The sequence below is a fragment of the Bradyrhizobium sp. ORS 278 genome (assembly GCF_000026145.1).
Lineage (GTDB): Bacteria > Pseudomonadota > Alphaproteobacteria > Rhizobiales > Xanthobacteraceae > Bradyrhizobium.
In genome coordinates this window covers 4,316,608-4,334,978 of the sequence record NC_009445.1, presented here as the reverse complement: position 1 = coordinate 4,334,978, position 18,371 = coordinate 4,316,608, and the positions used below count along the sequence as shown (strand labels likewise).

Sequence of the window (18,371 nt, the reverse complement as noted above, 5' to 3'; positions counted from 1 at the left end):
TCAGTCACGATCCGGCGCGGACGTCGCGCCGGATCTCAACGCGCGAGATTGGGACATATTGGCACATGGCTGAGCCGGTCTATCGTCGCGTCGTGGTCAAGCTGTCCGGTGAGTATCTGGCAGGGCCCCATTCCTTCGGCATCGACCAGCCGACCGTGGACCGCATCGCGGACGATCTCATCGCAGTCCAGAAACTCGGCATCGAGATCGCCGTCGTCGTCGGCGGCGGCAACATGGTGCGTGGCGTCGAGGTCTCGTCGCAGGGCGTCTCGCGTGCGACCGGCGACACCATGGGCATGCTGGCGACCGTCATGAACAGCCTGGCGCTGGAGGCGGCCTTGCAGCGCAAGGGAGCGCCGGCGGTCGCGTTGTCAGCCTTCGTGATGCCGCAGGTCTGCGAGCTGTTCACGCGTGCCGCGGCGCACAGGGCCCTCGCCGAGGGACGCATCGTCGTGCTCGGGGGCGGCACCGGCAATCCCTACTTCACCACCGACACCACCGCCGTGCTGCGGGCCGCCGAGATCGGTGCGCAGGCCGTGCTGAAAGCCACCAATGTCGATGGCGTCTACAGCGCGGATCCGAAGAAGGATCCGGCCGCCAAGCGCTTCGACCGGCTGACGCATTCGCAGGCCATCGAGGGCGGCTACAAGGTGATGGATGCGACGGCGTTTGCGCTTGCCCGCGAAACGTCGCTGCCTATCATCGTGTTCTCCATCGCCGAGCCCGGCGCCATCGGCGCGATGTTGCGGGGCGAAGGGCGGGGCACCATCGTCGCGGGGTGAGCCGCGGGACCGTCGGCGGCCGGTCTTGGACCGTTTCAACGGCTGCGGTAGAAGCGTAAGCGACACAGGAATTCGTCCGGGCGCAATCAGGTCCAGCCGTCAGCCTCACATGGCCCGGCCAAACGGGCCGCGGAGCGCCGGGGTTGCAGGAAAGGAAAGCGTGATGAGCACGGGCAATTTCGACCTCAACGAACTGAAGCGCCGCATGCAGGGCGCGACCCAGGCGCTGAAGCACGAGCTCGGCGGCCTGCGCACCGGCCGCGCCTCGGCCTCGATGGTCGAGCCGGTGCAGGTCGAAGCGTATGGCTCGCACATGCCGCTCAACCAGCTCGCCACCGTCTCGGTGCCGGAGCCGCGCCTGCTCTCGGTGCAGGTGTGGGACCGCTCGATGGTCAAGGCCGTCGAGAAGGCGATCGTCGATTCCAACCTCGGCCTGTCGCCGGCGACCGAAGGCCAGGTAATCCGGCTGCGCATTCCCGAGCTCAACCAGGAGCGGCGCAAGGAGCTGGTCAAGGTCGCGCACAAATATGCCGAGCAGGCCCGCGTCGCCGTCCGTCACGTCCGCCGCGACGGTCTCGATACGCTCAAGAAGCTCGAGAAGAATCACGAGATGTCCGAGGACGATCAGGAGCGGCTCGCCGGCGACGTGCAGAAGGCGACCGACAGCGTGATCTCGGAGATCGACCAGCTGCTGGCGGCGAAGGAAAAGGAAATCCTCACCGTCTGAAGGATGCGCCTGATGTCCAAAGCCGCGGCCCCGGTGAAGGAAGCGCCGGACCGGTCCGACGCACCGGCCCATGTTGCCATTATCATGGATGGCAACGGCCGCTGGGCTGCGGCCCGTGGCTTGCCGCGCGCGGAGGGACATCGCCGCGGCGTCGAGGCGCTGCGTCGCGTGGTGCGCGCCTCTGATGAGCTCGGCATTCGTTATCTCACCATCTTCTCGTTCTCGTCGGAGAACTGGTCGCGGCCCGCCAGCGAGATCGGCGATCTCTTCGGCCTGTTGCGTCGCTTCATCCGCAACGATCTGGCCACGCTGCATCGCGATGGCGTCCGCGTCCGGGTGATCGGCGAGCGCGCGGGCCTCGAGCCCGACATCTGCGCGCTGCTCAGCGAGGCCGAGGAGCTCACGCGGGCCAACACCAAGCTGACACTGGTGGTGGCGTTCAACTACGGCTCGCGCCAGGAGATCGCGCGCGCCGCTCAGAATCTCGCGCGCGAAGTCGCCGAGGGAAGGCGCGATCCCGCTTCGATCGATGCGGACGCCATCGGCGCGCATCTCGATGTGCCCGACATTCCCGATCCCGATCTGATCATCCGGACCAGCGGCGAGCAGCGGCTGTCGAACTTCCTGATGTGGCAGGCCGCCTATAGCGAGCTGGTGTTCGTGCCCCAGCATTGGCCTGACTTCGACAAGGCGGCGCTGGAAGGCGCGATCGCCGAGTTCGGCCGGCGTGAACGCCGCTTCGGCGGCCTCGTGGCGAAAACCGCCTCGTGAGCAAACCGGACACCGCAGCCGTGGCGGACGCGCAGCCGAAAAAGGCGGCGCCGAGCAATCTTCTGCTGCGCATCGCGGCGGCGCTCGTGCTGGTGCCCCTGGCGCTGGGGGTGGCCTATGCCGGCGGCGTGTTCTGGACCACGCTGGTCACCGTTGTCGCCGTCGGCCTCTATCTCGAATGGCTGATGGTCGTGGGCGAGGTCCGTGCCGTCGGCGTCAGTGTCGCGGGCGCCGTGGCCATCGCGCTATCCGGCGTCTGTCTCGCCTTCGGCCTGGTCGATTTCGCCGTGGGCGTGCTCGGTCTCGGTCTTGCGCTCGTCACCGCGCTCGCGGCCGGCCATCGCAGCTGGGCCGCCAGCGGCTTCATCTACGCCGCGGCGGCCGAGCTCGCCTCGGTGATCGTGCGGCTCGATGCGTCGCAGGGATGGTACGCCCTGGTGCTGGTCTTCCTGGTGGTGTGGTCGAGCGACATCGGCGGCTATGTGGCGGGGCGCGGCATCGGCGGGCCGAAGCTCGCGCCGCGGATCAGCCCGAACAAGACCTGGGCCGGCGCGATCGGCGGCTTCGCGGCGAGCCTCGTCGCGGCCGCCTGCTGGTCGCTGGCCGGCGCCGGCGGCGTGGCGAGCATGGTGGCGCTGGCGGCGGTGCTGTCGGTTGTGTCGCAGCTCGGCGACCTCGCGGAGTCCGCGGTCAAGCGGCACTTCGGCGTCAAGGATTCAAGTCACATCATCCCGGGGCATGGCGGCCTATTGGACCGCCTGGATGGCTACGTCGCCGCGATCGTGTTCGCGGCTGTGGTGGGTTTGCTCCGCGGCGGCCTCGACGGCGTCGGCCGCGGTCTTCTGGTTTGGTGACCGGTGCCTTGGCGACCGGTCGAGATTGTTTGGTGAGAACATGAGCGCAGTGCCATTGCGAAACAACAAGGCGATCGCGGCTGATGTGCGCAGCATCACCGTGCTCGGCGCCACCGGCTCGATCGGCGATTCGACCATGGACCTCCTGCGCGGCGCGCCCGAGCGCTACCGGGTCGAGGCGCTGACCGGCAACAGCAACATCGAGGGCCTCGCCAAGCTCGCCCGCGAGTTCAATTCCCGCTTCGTGGCGGTCGCAGATCCGGCCCGGCTCGGCGAGTTGCGCGAGGCACTCGCCGGCACCGGGATCGCCTGCGGGGCCGGGGAGAGCGCGATCATCGAGGCCGCTGCGCGGCCGGCCGACTGGGTCATGGCCGCCGTGTCCGGCGCCGCCGGCCTGAAGCCGGCGCTTGCCGCCGTCGACCGCGGGGCCACCGTCGCCCTCGCCAACAAGGAATGCCTGGTCTGTGCCGGCGATTTCTTCATGCAGCGCGCGGCACAGGCCGGCGCCTGCATCCTGCCGGCCGATTCGGAGCACAACGCACTGTTCCAGGCGCTGTCCTCGGGCAACCGCGAGGAGCTGGTCCGGGTCATCATCACCGCGTCAGGCGGTCCGTTCCGGACCTGGGCACCCCAGGACATCGAGCAGGCGACGCTCGAGCAGGCGCTCAAGCATCCGAACTGGAGCATGGGCCAGAAGATCACGATCGATTCGGCTTCGATGATGAACAAGGGTCTCGAGGTGATCGAGGCGTCGTACCTGTTCGCGCTGTCGCCGGACGAGATCGACGTGCTGGTGCATCCGCAGTCGATCGTCCACGGCATGGTCGAGTTCTCCGACCGTTCGGTGGTCGCCCAGCTCGGCGCGCCCGACATGCGGATCCCAATCGCGCACTGCCTGGGCTGGCCGGAGCGCATCAAGGGACCGTCGGCGCGGCTCGACCTGGCCAAAATCGGCACGCTGACCTTTGAGGCGCCGGACTTCGAGCGGTTCCCCGGCCTGCGGCTGGCCTACGATTCGCTGCGCGCGGGGCGCGGCGCCACGACCGTCTTCAATGCGGCCAACGAAGTTGCGGTGGCGGCGTTCATCGGTGGCCATATCCGCTTCGGCGCGATTGCCCGGCTGGTCGAGGCGACGCTCAACGACTGGACGCGATCCGGTAATCAGGCACCTCTGTCATCGGCGGACGACGCGATCGCCATTGACCATGATGCCCGAAAAAGGGCCGCGGGGCTCTTGCCTCAAATCGCCGCAAAAGCATCTTAAAGGGTTGGACGGGCCGCCGGCCCATCGGGAAGGTTATCGATGTCCGAAATTTTCCACCATATTTTCAATACGTTGAGCCACGGCCTGCTCGGCACCATCATCCCCTTCCTGTTCGTGCTCACGATCGTCGTGTTCTTCCACGAGCTCGGCCATTTCTTGATCGCCCGCTGGGCGGGCGTGAAGGTCTTAACGTTTTCGCTCGGATTTGGTCCTGAGTTGATCGGTTTCAACGACCGCCACAACACGCGCTGGAAGATCTCCGCGATCCCGCTCGGCGGCTACGTCAAGTTCTTCGGCGATGAATCCGAGGCGTCCACGCCCTCGACCGAGGCGCTTGCCAAGATGACCGAGCAGGAGCGCGCCGACAGCTTCCACCACAAGACCGTCGGACAGCGCGCCGCGATTGTCGCGGCCGGCCCGATCGCCAATTTCATCCTCGCCGTCGTCATCTTCGCCGGCATGGCTCTCTACTTCGGCAAGCCGAACACGACACCGCGGGTCGACGCCGTACAGCCGGACAGTGTCGCAGCGGCGGCCGGGTTCAAGACCGGCGACGTCATTGCCGCCATTGATGGCCGGGCCATCGAGACCTTCGCCGACATGCAGCGCGTGGTGTCGGTGAATGCCGGCTCGGAGCTGAGCTTTTTGATCAAGCGGGACGGCACCGAGCTGACGTTGAAGGCCACCCCGGCGCTGAAGGAGGTCAAGGACACGTTCGGCAACAGTCACCGCATCGGGGTGCTCGGCATCCAGTACAACGCCAAGCCGGACGAATCACGGGCCATCCCGGTCGGGTTCCTCGAATCGATCAAGTTCGGCTTCGAGCAGGTCTGGTTCATCATCACCACAACCTTCAAGTTCATCGGCTCGTTGTTCGCGGGAAGCGGCAATGCCGGCGATCTCGGCGGACCGATCCGAATCGCCCAGCTGTCGGGGCAGGCGGCGAGCCTCGGGTTCCAGGTCCTGGTCAACTGGTGCGCGATGATCTCCGTCTCGATCGGGCTGTTGAACCTGTTCCCGGTTCCGCTGCTGGATGGTGGACACCTGCTGTTTTACGGGGTTGAGGCGGTTCGCGGCCGTCCTTTGTCGGAAAGAGCCCAGGAGATGGGGTTCCGAATCGGCCTCGGACTGGTGCTCATGCTGATGGTCTTTGCGACCTATAACGACATCCTCCACCTCGCGGGGTCCTGAAGTCGGCTTTTTTACGACGTGGCGGATAGGCAACGTTTTGAAACGAACTTGAAAATTCGGAGAAATCCGGCGTTTGCCGTCCAAGGCAAATTGGTTACAAGCGAACGACAAATGGGAATCTGTCGGCTCGGTAGGGGTACTGAACCGGCATCGGAATAAGGGCGCGTAGCGCATGAAGTTCGGATTGCGGGTGCGGGGGGGCTTGGCGGCCGCCTTTATCATGTTCGCCGTTCCGGTGGCCTTGCCGCTGGCGAGCGTGGTGATGTCGTCGCCGGTCGCGGCTCAGACGGTCAACTCGATCGAGGTGGTGGGTAACCGCCGCGTCGAACTGGAGACCATCCGCTCCTACTTCAAGCCCGGTCCGGGCGGCACGCTGGACGCCGGCCGGATCGACGACGGCCTCAAGGCCCTGATCGAAACCGGCCTGTTCTCGGACGTGAAGATCAACCGCCAGGGTGGCCGGCTGATCGTTTCCGTGGTCGAAAATCCGGTCATTGGACGCGTCGCGTTCGAGGGCAACAAGAAGGTCAAGGACGAGCAGCTCCAGGCGGAGGTGCAGTCCAAGCCGCGCGGGACGCTGTCGAAGCCGATGGTGCAGTCCGACGCGCAGCGCATCGCCGAGATCTATCGCCGCTCCGGCCGCTATGACGTGCGCGTCACGCCCGAGATGATCGAGCAGCCGAACAACCGCGTCGACCTCATCTTCACGATCCAGGAAGGCCCGAAGACCGGCGTGAAGTCGATCGAGTTCGTCGGCAACAACGCTTTCTCGTCCTATCGCCTCAAGGACGTCATCAAGACCCGCGAGACCAACCTCCTGAGCTTCCTTGGCTCCGGCGACGTCTATGATCCGGACCGCGTCGAGGCCGACCGCGACCTGATCCGCCGCTTCTACCTCAAGAACGGCTATGCCGACGTGCAGGTGGTCGCCGCGCTCAGCGAGTATGATCCCGAGCGCAAGGGCTTCATGGTGACCTTCAAGATCGAGGAAGGTCAGCAGTACCGCGTCGGTTCGGTCGACTTCCAGTCGTCGATCGCGACGCTCGACCCCAACGCGTTGCGCAATTACTCGCGCGTCAGCGTCGGATCGCTGTACAACGTCGAAAACATCGAGAAGTCGGTCGAGGAGATGCAGATCGAGGCCTCGCGGCGCGGTTATGCGTTCGCGGTGGTCCGTCCGCGCGGTGACCGCAACTTCGAGGCCCACACCGTGTCGGTGGTGTTCGCCGTCGACGAGGGCCCGCGCACCTACATCGAGCGCATCAACATCCGCGGCAACACCCGCACCCGCGATTACGTCATTCGCCGCGAGTTCGACATCTCCGAGGGCGACGCCTACAACCGCGCCCTGGTGGACCGTGCCGAGCGCCGCCTGAAGAACCTCGACTTCTTCAAGGACGTGAAGATCTCGACCGAGCCCGGCTCGTCGAGCGACCGCGTCATCCTGGTCGTCAATCTCGAGGAGAAGTCGACCGGCGACTTCTCTATCTCGGGCGGCTATTCGACCACCGACGGCGCGCTGGCCGAGGTTTCGATCTCGGAGCGCAACTTCCTGGGCCGTGGCCTGTTCGCCAAGGCTTCGGTGACCTACGGCCAGTTCGCTCGCGGCTACTCGCTGTCCTTCGTGGAGCCCTATCTGCTCGACTACCGTGTCGCGCTGGGTCTCGACCTCTATCAGCGCCAGCAGTTGGCCAACAACTTCATCTCCTACGGCACCAAGACGCTCGGTTTTAGCCCGCGGCTCGGCTTCCAGCTGCGTGAGGACCTGTCCCTGCAGCTGCGCTACTCGATCTACCGCCAGGAGATCACGCTGCCGACGACGCTGTCAGACTGTAACAACATTGCCGCCGGCAGCATGGTCGGTAACCGGTTCGTGCCGTTCAGTCCGACGCCCGCCTTCATCAACGGCAACCTCGGCGGTGTCGATCCGACCGGCAACAACGGCCTTGGCTGCTTCGCCAATGGCGAGGCCTCGCTGCCGGTCCGCCAGGAGCTGGCGAATGGCGCGACGCTGACCTCGGCGCTCGGCTACACGCTGAACTACAACACGCTCGACAATAACAAGAACCCGACCGATGGCCTGCTGGTCGATTTCAAGCAGGACTTCGCGGGCGTCGGCGGCGACGTCTCCTACCTGAAGACGGCGTTCGATGCGAAGTACTTCACCCCGCTGGTGTCGGACATCGTCAGCATCGTCCATCTGCAAGGCGGTATCCTGAACAAGATCGGCAACACGCAGCTGCGCATGCTCGACCACTTCCAGATGGGTCCGAACCTGGTGCGCGGCTTTGCTCCGAACGGCATCGGTCCGCGCGACATCAACCCCTTCGGCACACAGGACGCGCTGGGCGGCACCAAGTACTGGGGCGCTTCGCTCGAATTGCAGATGCCGTTCTGGTTCCTGCCCAAGGAGACGGGCCTGAAGGGCGCGGTCTATGCTGATGCGGGCGGCCTGTGGGGATATCAGGGTCCGACGTCCTGGGCGGCGACGGGCGAGGTCAACGTGGCGGGCTGCCGGGCGCCGACCCGTGCCACAGCGACGGTCCCGGCCAATGCCGGCACCTGCCTCGGCCTGCAGTTCGACGACCAGAACAAGGTCCGCAGCTCTGTCGGTGTCGGTCTGGTGTGGGCGTCGCCGTTCGGTCCGCTGCGCTTCGACTACGCGATCCCGCTCACCAAGGGTCAGTTCGACCGGACCCAGGAGTTCCGGTTCGGCGGCGGTACCTCCTTCTGAGCCTGAGCCGATCGAATCCGGGTTGGCGTGGACCAACCCAGCCGGTGTAAGAGATGAGAGCTCGGTTCCGGGAGACTGGAGCCGGGCTCTGACGTTTTGAGAGTGTGACGGGATGGCCCAGCCGACCTTTTTCCAATCTCCACCTCCGATGACGCTGGCGGCAATCGCAGCGAAGGCCAAGGCGGAGCTCGCCGATGTCTCGCAGGGCGACAAGGTGATCAAGGGACTGGCCGCGCTCGACGAAGCCGGTCCGATGCACCTGGCGTTCTTCGACAACCTCAAATACGCCGACCAGCTGGCCCGGACCAATGCCGGGGCCTGCCTCGTGAGCCCGCGCTTCGAGGCGCGCGTGCCCGGCCATGTCGTGGTGGTGAGGGCCAACCAGCCTTTCCGCGCCTTCGTGCAACTGGCCCGCGAGTTCCATGCCGACGCGCTGCGTCCACAGCCCTGGTTCGGCGATGACGGTATCTCGCCTCAGGCGATCATCGATCCCACTGCACGGCTGGAGGACGGCGTGATCGTCGAGCCGCTGGCGGTGATCGGCGCCCATGTCGAGATCGGCGCAGGGACCATCGTCGGCGCCGGCGCGGTGATCGGTCCACACGTCAAGGTCGGCCGCGACTGCAATGTCGGCGCCCGCACGGTCATCCAATGTTCGCTGATCGGCAACGACGTGCTGATCCATCCCGGCTGCAGCATCGGCCAGGACGGCTATGGCTTCATCTTCTTCGGGGCCAACGGGCACACCAAGGTGCCGCAGACCGGCCGGGTGATCATCCAGAACCATGTCGAGGTCGGCGCCGGCACGACGATCGACCGCGGCAGCCTGCGTGACACCGTGATCGGCGAGGGCACCAAAATCGACAACCAGGTGCAGATCGGCCACAATGTCACAATCGGCCGGCATTGCCTGCTGGCGGCCCAGATCGGGCTGGCAGGAAGCCTCACGATCGGCGACAACGTCGCGCTTGGGGCGAAGGTCGGCATCAACAATCACCTGACGATCGGCGATGGGGCGCAGGTCACCGCGATGAGCGGTGTCAAGGACGATATCCCGCCGAACGGCCGGTGGGGCGGCTTCTTCGCCAAGCCGACCAAGCAGTGGTTCCGCGAGATCGTTGCGGTGGAACGGCTGGTACGCGATCAGACGGCGACGAGCAGGGACGAAGGACGGGAGTGATGGAGGAGTCACCCATCAAGTTTGCGGACATCGACATCAACGAGATTCTGAAGACGCTGCCGCACCGCAACCCGTTTCTCCTGATCGACCGCGTGAAGAACATCCGGGCCGATTACAGCGGCATCGGCGTCAAGAACGTCTCGTTCAATGAGCCGTGCTTCCAGGGCCATTTCCCGGAACGGCCGGTCTATCCGGGTGTGCTGATGATCGAGGGCATGGCGCAGACAGCAGGCGTCATCGGCATCAAATCGGTCGAGGGCACGGAAAAGCCGCGCGCGGTGTATTTCCTGACCATCGACAAGTGCAAGTTCCGCAAGCCGGTGCTGCCGGGCCAGACCATCGAGTACCACATGCGCTCGATCGGCCGCCGCAAGACGATGTGGTGGTTCCACGGCGATGCTAAGGTCGACGGCGTGGTCGTCGCCGAGGCCGATGTCGGCGCGATGCTGACCGACTGACGTGCTGAAAAAGAGTTGGTTGCGTTGAGATGAGCAAGATTGATCCCACCGCCCGTGTCGAGGCCGGCGCCGTGATCGGCGAGGGCACCGTGATCGGTCCCTATTGCATCATCGGCCCGAACGTCGTGATCGGCGCGAACTGCAAGCTGATCAGCCACGTCCAGATCATGGGTCACACCACGATCGGCGACGACAATGTGATCTCGCCCTTCGTCGTGCTCGGCGGCGCCCCGCAGGACCTCAGTTATCGCGGCGAGCCGCACCGGCTCGAGATCGGCTCCGGCTGCACCTTCCGCGAGGGCGTGACGATGAACATCGGCACCACCAAGGGCGGCGGCCTGACCAAGGTCGGCAATGGCGGGTTCTTCATGAACAACGCCCACGTCGCCCATGATTGCGTCGTCGGCAACAACGTGATCTTCGCAACCTCGGCGACGCTTGGCGGCCATGTGGAGGTCGGCGATGCCGTCTACATCGGCGGGCTCTCCGCCGTGCATCAGTTCACCCGGATCGGGCATGGCGTGATGGTCGGCGGCGTCTGCGGCGTGCGCGGTGACGTCATCCCCTATGGTCTCGTCAACGGCCAGTACGCCGCGCTCGAAGGCCTCAACGTGATCGGAATGAAGCGCCGCAAGTTCACCCGCGAGCGGCTCGCGACCGTTCGCGCCTTCTATCAGAAGCTGTTCCACGGCCCCGGCGTGTTCGCCGATCGCCTCGCGGCCGTGCGCCCGATGGCCGGTGACGATCCGGCCATCGACGAAATCCTCGCCTTTATCGAAGGCGGCCGCCACCGCGCGCTGTGTCTGCCGGAGATCGGCAGATCGGCGCCCGCCGAGGCCTGATCGTCATGGGTGGGCCGGACAGCGAGACCACGGCGCCTGTCGGCCTGATTGCCGCCGGCGGCGTGCTGCCGTTCGCGGTCGCTGACGCCATCGTTGCGCGCGGCCAGACTCCGGTGCTGTTTGCCTTGAAGGGCATCTGCGATCCAAAGCCGCTGGCGCGCTTCCGCCATCACTGGATCGGCCTCGGCCAGCTCGGCAATGCTCTGAAGCTGCTGAAGGCCGAGGGCGTGCGCGACCTGATGTTCATCGGCAATCTCGTGCGTCCCGCGGTTTCGGAGATCCGCTTCGACTGGGGCACGCTGCGCGAGCTGCCCTACATCTGGTCCGCGTTTCGTGGCGGCGATGATCATCTGCTGTCCGGCGTCGGCCGCATCTTCGAGCGGCACGGCTTCCACATGATCGGCGTCAAGGACGTCGCGCCCAATTTGCTCGTGCCCGAGGGGCCTCTGACCCGAAGCCGGCCGACCGATCTGGTCACCGGCGACATCGCCAAGGGAATGTCCGTGCTGCGCGCGATGGCGCCATTCGACGTCGGGCAGGCCGTGGTCGTTATCGACGGTCACGTCGTCGCCCTGGAAGACATCGAGGGCACGGACGGCCTGCTGGCGCGCGTGGCGCGCCTGCGCGCCGACCGCCGCATCCGCTCGGCCGTCGGACGGGGCGTGCTGGTGAAGGCGCCGAAGGCCGGCCAGGATCTCCGCTACGATCTGCCGACCATCGGCCCGCGCACCGTCCAGGGGCTGTCGGCGGCAGGTCTTGCAGGCGTCGCCGTGGCCTCTGCGTACACGCTGCTCGCCGATCCGCAGGAGACCGTGACCGCCGCCGACCGCGCCGGCGTGTTCATCACGGGCGTGACGGCGTGACGCCGCAGCCGTCCGCCAGCCCGGTCGTCCGCAGGATCTGCCTCGTCGCCACCGAAGAGTCGGGTGATCGCCTCGGCGCCCCGCTGATGAAAGCGCTCCGCCAGCGCCTCGGTGACGGCGTCGTATTCTCCGGCGTCGGCGGCCGCGGCATGATCGGCGAGGGTCTCGTCTCGCTGTTTCCGATCGAGGAGCTCTCGATCGTCGGCTTCACCGCGGTGATCAAGCAGCTGCCAAAGATTCTCGGACTGATCCGGCGCACCGTGGATGCGGTCGTGGCGGCGCAGCCCGACGTGCTCGTGATCATCGACAGCCCCGATTTCACCCAGCGCGTGGCGAAGCGCGTTCACGCGCGCGACGCGACGATCCCGATCGTCAACTACGCAGCGCCGACGGTGTGGGCCTGGCGTCCCGGCCGCGCGCGCGTGATGCGCGGCTATCTCGATCACGTGCTCGGCCTGTTGCCCTTTGAGCCCGACGCGTATCGCAGGCTCGGTGGTCCGCCCTGCACCTATGTCGGCCATCCCCTCACGGAGCAGCTTGCGACGTTGCGGCCCGACACGGCCGAGCAGGCGCGCCGCGATGCCAAGCCGCCGGTTCTGCTGGTGCTGCCCGGCAGCCGCCGCAGCGAGGTCGCGCGCCACATCGCGGTGTTCGGCGAGACGCTGGCGCGGCTGCAGGCGCAAGGCGTTGTGTTCGAGGCGGTGCTGCCGACCACGCCGCATCTGGAAGCCGCGGTCAGGGCAGGGGTTGCGAGCTGGCCGGTGAAGCCCGCTATCATCATGGGGGACGCCGAGAAGCGTGCCGCCTTTCGCAGTGCCCGCGCCGCGCTCGCCAAGTCCGGCACGGTGACGCTCGAGCTGGCGCTGTCGGGCGTGCCGATGGTGACCGCCTATCGCGTCGGCGATGTCGAAGCCTTCATCCTGCGCCGTCTCATCAAGGTGCAGTCTGTCATTCTCGCCAATCTCGTGATCGGCGACAACGTCATCCCGGAATTCCTGCAGGAAGCCTGCACGGCCGACAATCTCGCCCCCGTGCTGGTCGATCTTTTGAACGACGGCCCGATCCGCATGCGGCAGGTCGAAGCCTTTAATGGTCTCGATGACATCATGGCCACCGGTGCGGATTCACCAAGTGTCCGCGCGGCCGACATCGTGCTCGCGACAATGCGCGGCGGCCGACACGAACCGGCCTGATCACACGGAGCGTAGGGTGGGCAAAGGCGCTGCCGTGCTCTTTGCCCCACGAACATTCGTTGCGGCGCCGGGCCCACCATCTCGCTGTTCGGCTCCGACGGTGGGCACACTGCCGCCTTGCGGCGCCGCTTTGCCCACCCGACGGCGCCTCGCGGCTCAAGATCGTGGCCGGATGAGCGTAGCGACATCCGGGTTCATCACGGCTGCCGCTTGAGACCCCGGGTGTCGCTGCGCTCACCCGGACTACGCGACGGCCTAAGTCGCATCCGATCTGAGATGACCGACATGCCAGCGCAAAGAAAAAAGGCCCGTTCAGCGTGCTGAACGGGCCTTTCATCATTGATCGCTTCGCCGCGATCAGCTGCGCTTGTCGATATCGATGTACTGGCGCGTGGTGACGCCGGTGTAGAGCTGGCGTGGACGGCCGATCTTCTGCTGCGGGTCCTCGATCATCTCGCTCCATTGGCTGATCCAGCCGACGGTGCGGGCGACCGCGAACAGCACGGTGAACATCGAGACCGGGAAGCCCATCGCCTTCAAGGTGATGCCCGAGTAGAAGTCGACGTTCGGGTAGAGCTTGCGGTCGATGAAGTACTGATCGCTGAGCGCGATCTTCTCGAGCTCCATCGCGACCTTGAGCATCTGATCGTCGGCGTGGCCCGTCTCCTTGAGCACCGCGTGACACATCTTCTGCATGATCTTGGCGCGCGGGTCATAGTTCTTGTAGACGCGATGGCCGAAGCCCATCAGGCGCACGTCGCTGTTCTTGTCCTTCACCTTGGCGATGAACTCGGGAATCTTGTCGACGGTGCCGATCTCGGCCAGCATGTTCAGCGCCGCCTCGTTGGCGCCGCCATGCGCCGGTCCCCACAGGCAGGCGATGCCGGCGGCGATGCAGGCGAACGGGTTGGCGCCCGAGGAGCCGGCGATGCGCACCGTGGAGGTCGAGGCGTTCTGCTCGTGGTCGGCGTGCAGGATGAAGATCTTGTCGAGCGCGTTGGCGAGCACCGGGTTTGGCTTGTACTCCTCGCACGGCACCGCGAAGCACATGTTGAGGAAGTTCTCGGAGAAGGACAGCGCGTTCTTCGGATAAACGAAAGGCTGGCCGATCGAATATTTGTAGGCCATCGCAGCCAGGGTCGGGATCTTCGCGATCATCCGGATCGAGGCGATCATCCGCTGCTTGGGATCGTTGATGTCGGTCGAGTCGTGATAGAACGCGGCGAGCGCGCCGACCGAGGCGACCATGACGGCCATCGGATGGGCGTCGCGGCGGAAGCCCTGGAAGAAGCGGGCCATCTGCTCGTGCACCATCGTATGATGGGTCACGCGATAGTCGAAATCCTTCTTCTGCGCCGGCGTCGGGAGTTCCCCGTACAGCAGCAGATAGCAGGTCTCGAGGAAGTCGCCCTTTTCGGCGAGCTGCTCGATCGGATAGCCGCGGTATTCCAGGACGCCGGCGTCGCCGTCGATATAGGTGATCTTGGACTGGCAGCTGCCGGTCGAGGTGAAGCCGGGGTCATAGGTGAACATCCCGGCCTGGGCGTAGAGCTTGCCGATGTCGATGACGTCGGGACCCACGGTGCCGCTCAGGATCGGAAGATCGTAGTTCTTGTTGCCGACGGTGAGCGTCGCGGTCTTGCTTTCGGATTTTGCGTCCATCGTTAGTCCCCGATGAGATCGTTAGGCGTGATCGTTAGGCTTCGGCCCTTGTCATGTGCGAGAGATCGCAGGGCGGGTGGACCTTATCTAGTGCGGTGGCTCTGACTTTGCCGTCAGCGTGGTCCGCGGCACTGTTGCCGTGAACATCTTAAGCGAAGGTCAAATCCGAAACCGTACTGGAATCTTATACTTACTAGTGTCCTTCGGGTTTCACATCAGCAAACGAGCCCGCCGCACCGTGTGACGATTGTCAAAGCCCGGGACACCAATTCGTGCCGCACAAATGCGTACCGTATTGCCATGTGCGCTGCAAGATGGCGGTTAATGAGACCTTATGCGATGGCCTGGTCCTTCAGGCGGCCCAGGGATTCATCACGTCCCAAAATGGCCAGGACGTCGAAAATGCCGGGCGAGGTCGTGCGCCCGGTCAGCGCGGCGCGCAGCGGCTGGGCCACTGCGCCCAGCTTGAGATTGTTGGCCTCGGCAAACGCACGCAGCGCGGCCTCGGTGGCCGGCCCACTCCAGGGCTCGACGGCGGAAAGTGCCGCGTGCAGCCGGCCGATCAAAGCGCGGCTCTCCGGTGTCAGCAGGGCGGCCGCCTTGGCGTCGATCGGCAGCGGCCGATCGGCGAAGATGAAGGCGGCGCCGTCGATCAGCTCGAGCAGCGTCTTGGCGCGCTCCTTGAGGCTCGGCATCGCCTGCGTAAGCTGCGCGCGGGTGGCATCATTCAGCTTGGCCTTCAGAGCCGCGCCGTTTGGCACGTAGTTCAGCACATCCTCGAACTGGCGTACCAGTTCGGCATCGTCGCTGTGGCGGATGTAATGGCCGTTGAGGTTCTCGAGCTTGGCGAAATCGAAACGCGCCGCCGAGCGGCCGATCGCCGGCAGGTCAAAGGCTTTGATCATCTCCTCGGTCGAGAAGATCTCCTGATCGCCATGGCTCCAGCCGAGCCGCACCAGATAATTGCGCAGCGCGGACGGCAAATATCCCATCGCGCGGTACGCATCGACGCCGAGCGCGCCGTGACGCTTCGACAGCTTCGAGCCGTCAGGCCCGTGAATCAACGGGATGTGCGACATCGACGGCACCGTCCAGCCCAGCGCATCGTAGATCTGCTTCTGGCGCGCGGCGTTGATCAAATGATCGTCACCGCGGATGACGTGGGTGACGCCCATGTCGTGGTCGTCGACGACCACCGCCAGCATGTAGGTCGGATTGCCATCGCCTCGCAGCAGCACAAGGTCGTCGAGGTTCTCGTTCTGCCAGACCACGCGGCCCTGCACCTGGTCCTCGACCATGGTCTCGCCGGTCAGCGGCGCGCGCAGGCGGATGGTCGGCTTCACGCCCTCGGGCGCCTCCTTGGGATCGCGGTCGCGCCACATGCCGTCGTACAGGCGTGTACGGCCCTCGGCGCGCGCCTTCTCGCGCATGGCGACCAGCTCCTCGGCGGTGGCATAACAGCGATACGCCATGCCGGTCGCGAGCAACTGCTCGGCGACCTCGCGATGCCGCGCCGCGCGGCTATATTGATAGATGACCTCGCCGTCCCAATCGAGCTCGAGCCATTTCAGCCCATCAAGGATGGCGTCGATCGCCGCGGTCGTCGAGCGCTCGCGGTCGGTATCCTCGATCCGGAGCAGCATCTTGCCGCCCCGGCCGCGCGCATAAAGCCAGTTGAACAGGGCCGTCCGGGCGCCTCCGATGTGGAGAAAGCCGGTCGGGGAGGGGGCAAAGCGCGTGACGATCGATGAGGTGGTCGATGAGGTCATGGGCGGCAGCACGAAATCCAGGCAGGGGCTGTAAAGGGCGGGGGGTGTATAGCAGGCCTATTGCATAACTAAAGCCTTCCTTGGGGGAGGCGGATTTGGCAGATAGGCTGGAAGATTCCGGAGCAGGACATTCTTGATGACCACGACGACAGACACGGCAGCGACGGCAGAGGCAGGGCGCGACTTCATCCGCGACATCGTCCAGGCCGATCTCGACAGCGGCAGGCACAAGACCGTCGTCACCCGGTTCCCGCCGGAGCCGAACGGCTACCTGCATATCGGCCATGCCAAGTCGATCGGTCTCAACTTCGGCATCGCCCGGGAGTTCGGCGGCCGCTGCAATCTGCGCTTCGACGACACCAATCCGACCAAGGAAGAGCAGGAATATATCGATTCCATCCAGGCCGACGTGCGCTGGCTCGGCTACGACTGGGGCGACAATCTGTTCTACGCCTCGGATTATTTCGAGCGGCTTTACGACTGGGCCGAGGGCCTGATCAAGGCCGGCCTCGCTTATGTCGACGACCAGACCCAGGAGGAGATCCGGGCGTCGCGCGGCACCTTGACCGAGCCAGGCAAGAACAGCCCGTTCCGCGATCGTTCGGTCGAGGAGAATCTCGACCTGTTCCGGCGCATGAAGGCCGGTGAATTCCCGAACGGCGCGCGCGTGCTGCGCGCCAAGATCGACATGGCGGCCGGCAACATCAATCTGCGCGACCCCGTGCTGTACCGGATCCTGCACGCGCACCATCCGCGCACCGGCGACACCTGGAAGATCTATCCGAGCTACGACTATGCACACGGTCAGTCGGACGCGATCGAGGGCGTGACGCATTCGATCTGCACGCTCGAATTCGAGGATCACCGGCCGCTGTACGAATGGCTGCTCGACAAGCTGCCGGTGCCGTCGCATCCGCGCCAGTACGAGTTCGCGCGCCTCAACCTGACCTACACGCTGCTGTCGAAGCGCGTGCTGACGCGGCTGGTGCAGGACGGGCATGTCTCCGGCTGGGACGATCCGCGCATGCCGACCATTGCCGGGCTGAAGCGGCGTGGCGTGCCGCCGGCGGCGGTGCGCGAATTCACCAAGCGCATCGGCATTGCAAAAGCCAACAGCGTCGTCGACGTCGGCATGCTGGAATTCTGCATCCGCGAGGAGCTCAACCGAACGGCGCAGCGCCGCATGGCGGTGCTGCGTCCCTTGAAGGTCTTGATCGAGAACTATCCGGAAGGCCAGGTCGAGGAGCTCGAGGCGATCAATCATCCCGATGATCCCTCCGCCGGCACGCGCAAGATCGCCTTCGGCCGCGAGCTCTATATCGAGCAGGATGACTTCATGGAGAACCCGCCGAAGAAGTTCTTCCGCCTGTCGCCCGGCAATGAGGTGCGCCTGCGCTACGCGTATTTCATCAAGTGCCGCGAGGTCATCAAGAACGATGCCGGCGAGATCGTCGAGCTGCGCTGCACCTATGATCCCGAGACCAAGGGCGGCAACGCGCCGGACGGACGCAAGGTCAAGGCGACGATGCACTGGCTGCCGGCCGCGCAGTCGCTGACTGCCGAGATCCGCCTCTACAACCAGCTGTTCGCCAATCCAAGCCCGAACGCGGCCGATTTCACCGCCGACCTCAATCCGGACTCGCTGGAGGTGCTGGCCGACGCGCGCATCGAGCCTTCGATCGCCGCCAGCAATTCGGATGCGCCTGTTCAGTTCGAGCGCCAGGGCTACTTCGTGCGCGATCCGGACTCGACGCCCGACAGGCTGGTGTTCAACCGCACCATCGGCCTGCGCGACACCTTCGCGAAGGAGGTCGCGAAAGGGTAGTCCGGCGGATCCGGCCTCAGCCGATCGCGTCCTGTCCGGCATCCGTAAGCGTCGGCACGCCGTCGCTGAGCGCGACGAGGCCGCGCTCGGTCAGCAGCGCGAGATCGTCATCCGACACGGGTGACAGGGTGAGCCGGTTCGCCTTGATATCCCGCAGCGTCCAGCGCAGGTGGATGGCCTTTTCGAGAGCCAGGTCGGCGAGCGGGTCGTCAATGTTGTGGGCGTCCATACCCCGATAATCCTTTGCAATGCGAAA

Annotated in this window: 16 protein-coding genes; 13 read left to right on the top strand and 3 right to left on the bottom strand. The window is 65.4% G+C overall.

The annotated features are described in order from the left end of the window. The first annotated feature begins 65 nt into the window (after positions 1 to 65). The 12 genes from pyrH to lpxB all read left to right on the top strand — a co-directional run bounded on the left by pyrH (position 66) and on the right by lpxB (position 12,859). Positions 66 to 782: a UMP kinase gene (gene pyrH / locus BRADO_RS19285; protein WP_011927018.1), complete on the top strand. Its 717-nt coding sequence runs from the start codon at positions 66 to 68 to the stop codon at positions 780 to 782. A 163-nt stretch (positions 783 to 945) separates the two neighbouring features. Beyond that, positions 946 to 1,509: a ribosome recycling factor gene (gene frr / locus BRADO_RS19280; protein WP_011927017.1), complete on the top strand. Its 564-nt coding sequence runs from the start codon at positions 946 to 948 to the stop codon at positions 1,507 to 1,509. A gap of 12 nt (positions 1,510 to 1,521) precedes the next feature. Continuing rightward, entirely contained in the window at positions 1,522 to 2,280 is a 759-nt protein-coding gene (locus tag BRADO_RS19275) for an isoprenyl transferase (RefSeq protein WP_011927016.1), read from the top strand. Continuing rightward, positions 2,277 to 3,134, top strand: coding sequence for a phosphatidate cytidylyltransferase (locus BRADO_RS19270; protein WP_011927015.1), 858 nt, complete (start codon positions 2,277 to 2,279; stop codon positions 3,132 to 3,134). The genes BRADO_RS19275 and BRADO_RS19270 overlap by 4 nt, the downstream gene beginning before the upstream one ends. 40 nt (positions 3,135 to 3,174) lie before the next feature. Further along, a complete protein-coding gene (gene dxr / locus BRADO_RS19265) occupies positions 3,175 to 4,398 on the top strand; it encodes a 1-deoxy-D-xylulose-5-phosphate reductoisomerase (protein ID WP_011927014.1) in 1,224 nt (407 codons plus the stop codon). A gap of 39 nt (positions 4,399 to 4,437) precedes the next feature. Next, on the top strand, positions 4,438 to 5,589 hold the full coding sequence (rseP, locus tag BRADO_RS19260; RefSeq protein WP_011927013.1) for an RIP metalloprotease RseP: 1,152 nt from the start codon (positions 4,438 to 4,440) through the stop codon (positions 5,587 to 5,589). A 172-nt stretch (positions 5,590 to 5,761) separates the two neighbouring features. Further along, positions 5,762 to 8,323, top strand: coding sequence for an outer membrane protein assembly factor BamA (gene bamA, locus BRADO_RS19255; protein ID WP_011927012.1), 2,562 nt, complete (start codon positions 5,762 to 5,764; stop codon positions 8,321 to 8,323). 112 nt (positions 8,324 to 8,435) lie between these two features. Next, positions 8,436 to 9,503: a UDP-3-O-(3-hydroxymyristoyl)glucosamine N-acyltransferase gene (lpxD, locus tag BRADO_RS19250; RefSeq protein WP_011927011.1), complete on the top strand. Its 1,068-nt coding sequence runs from the start codon at positions 8,436 to 8,438 to the stop codon at positions 9,501 to 9,503. Then, positions 9,503 to 9,961 (top strand): 3-hydroxyacyl-ACP dehydratase FabZ, encoded by a 459-nt coding sequence (gene fabZ, locus BRADO_RS19245; RefSeq protein WP_006611100.1) that lies wholly within the window; start codon positions 9,503 to 9,505, stop codon positions 9,959 to 9,961. The genes lpxD and fabZ overlap by 1 nt, the downstream gene beginning before the upstream one ends. 29 nt (positions 9,962 to 9,990) lie before the next feature. Beyond that, positions 9,991 to 10,803: an acyl-ACP--UDP-N-acetylglucosamine O-acyltransferase gene (lpxA, locus tag BRADO_RS19240; RefSeq protein WP_011927010.1), complete on the top strand. Its 813-nt coding sequence runs from the start codon at positions 9,991 to 9,993 to the stop codon at positions 10,801 to 10,803. A 5-nt stretch (positions 10,804 to 10,808) separates the two neighbouring features. Then, complete coding sequence (locus BRADO_RS19235; RefSeq protein WP_011927009.1) at positions 10,809 to 11,666, top strand: LpxI family protein; 858 nt, start codon at positions 10,809 to 10,811, stop codon at positions 11,664 to 11,666. After that, positions 11,663 to 12,859 (top strand): lipid-A-disaccharide synthase, encoded by a 1,197-nt coding sequence (gene lpxB, locus BRADO_RS19230; RefSeq protein ID WP_011927008.1) that lies wholly within the window; start codon positions 11,663 to 11,665, stop codon positions 12,857 to 12,859. Before BRADO_RS19235 ends, lpxB begins: the two co-directional genes overlap by 4 nt. Positions 12,860 to 13,216: 357 nt before the next feature. Here lpxB and gltA read toward each other — a convergent pair whose 3' ends face one another. Next, positions 13,217 to 14,521 (bottom strand): citrate synthase, encoded by a 1,305-nt coding sequence (gene gltA, locus BRADO_RS19225; protein ID WP_011927007.1) that lies wholly within the window; start codon positions 14,519 to 14,521, stop codon positions 13,217 to 13,219. Positions 14,522 to 14,853: 332 nt separating this feature from the next. Further along, the gene (gene gltX / locus BRADO_RS19220) at positions 14,854 to 16,290 is read right to left on the bottom strand and encodes a glutamate--tRNA ligase (protein ID WP_011927006.1); all 1,437 of its coding nucleotides are present in this window, start codon (positions 16,288 to 16,290) and stop codon (positions 14,854 to 14,856) included. 136 nt (positions 16,291 to 16,426) lie between these two features. Between gltX and BRADO_RS19215 the strand changes: the two genes are divergently transcribed. Next, positions 16,427 to 18,115 (top strand): glutamine--tRNA ligase/YqeY domain fusion protein, encoded by a 1,689-nt coding sequence (locus tag BRADO_RS19215; protein WP_041756727.1) that lies wholly within the window; start codon positions 16,427 to 16,429, stop codon positions 18,113 to 18,115. A gap of 16 nt (positions 18,116 to 18,131) precedes the next feature. Here the strand turns inward: BRADO_RS19215 and BRADO_RS19210 are convergent, their stop codons facing one another. Continuing rightward, complete coding sequence (locus BRADO_RS19210; RefSeq protein WP_011927004.1) at positions 18,132 to 18,344, bottom strand: hypothetical protein; 213 nt, start codon at positions 18,342 to 18,344, stop codon at positions 18,132 to 18,134. Positions 18,345 to 18,371 lie beyond the last annotated feature (27 nt).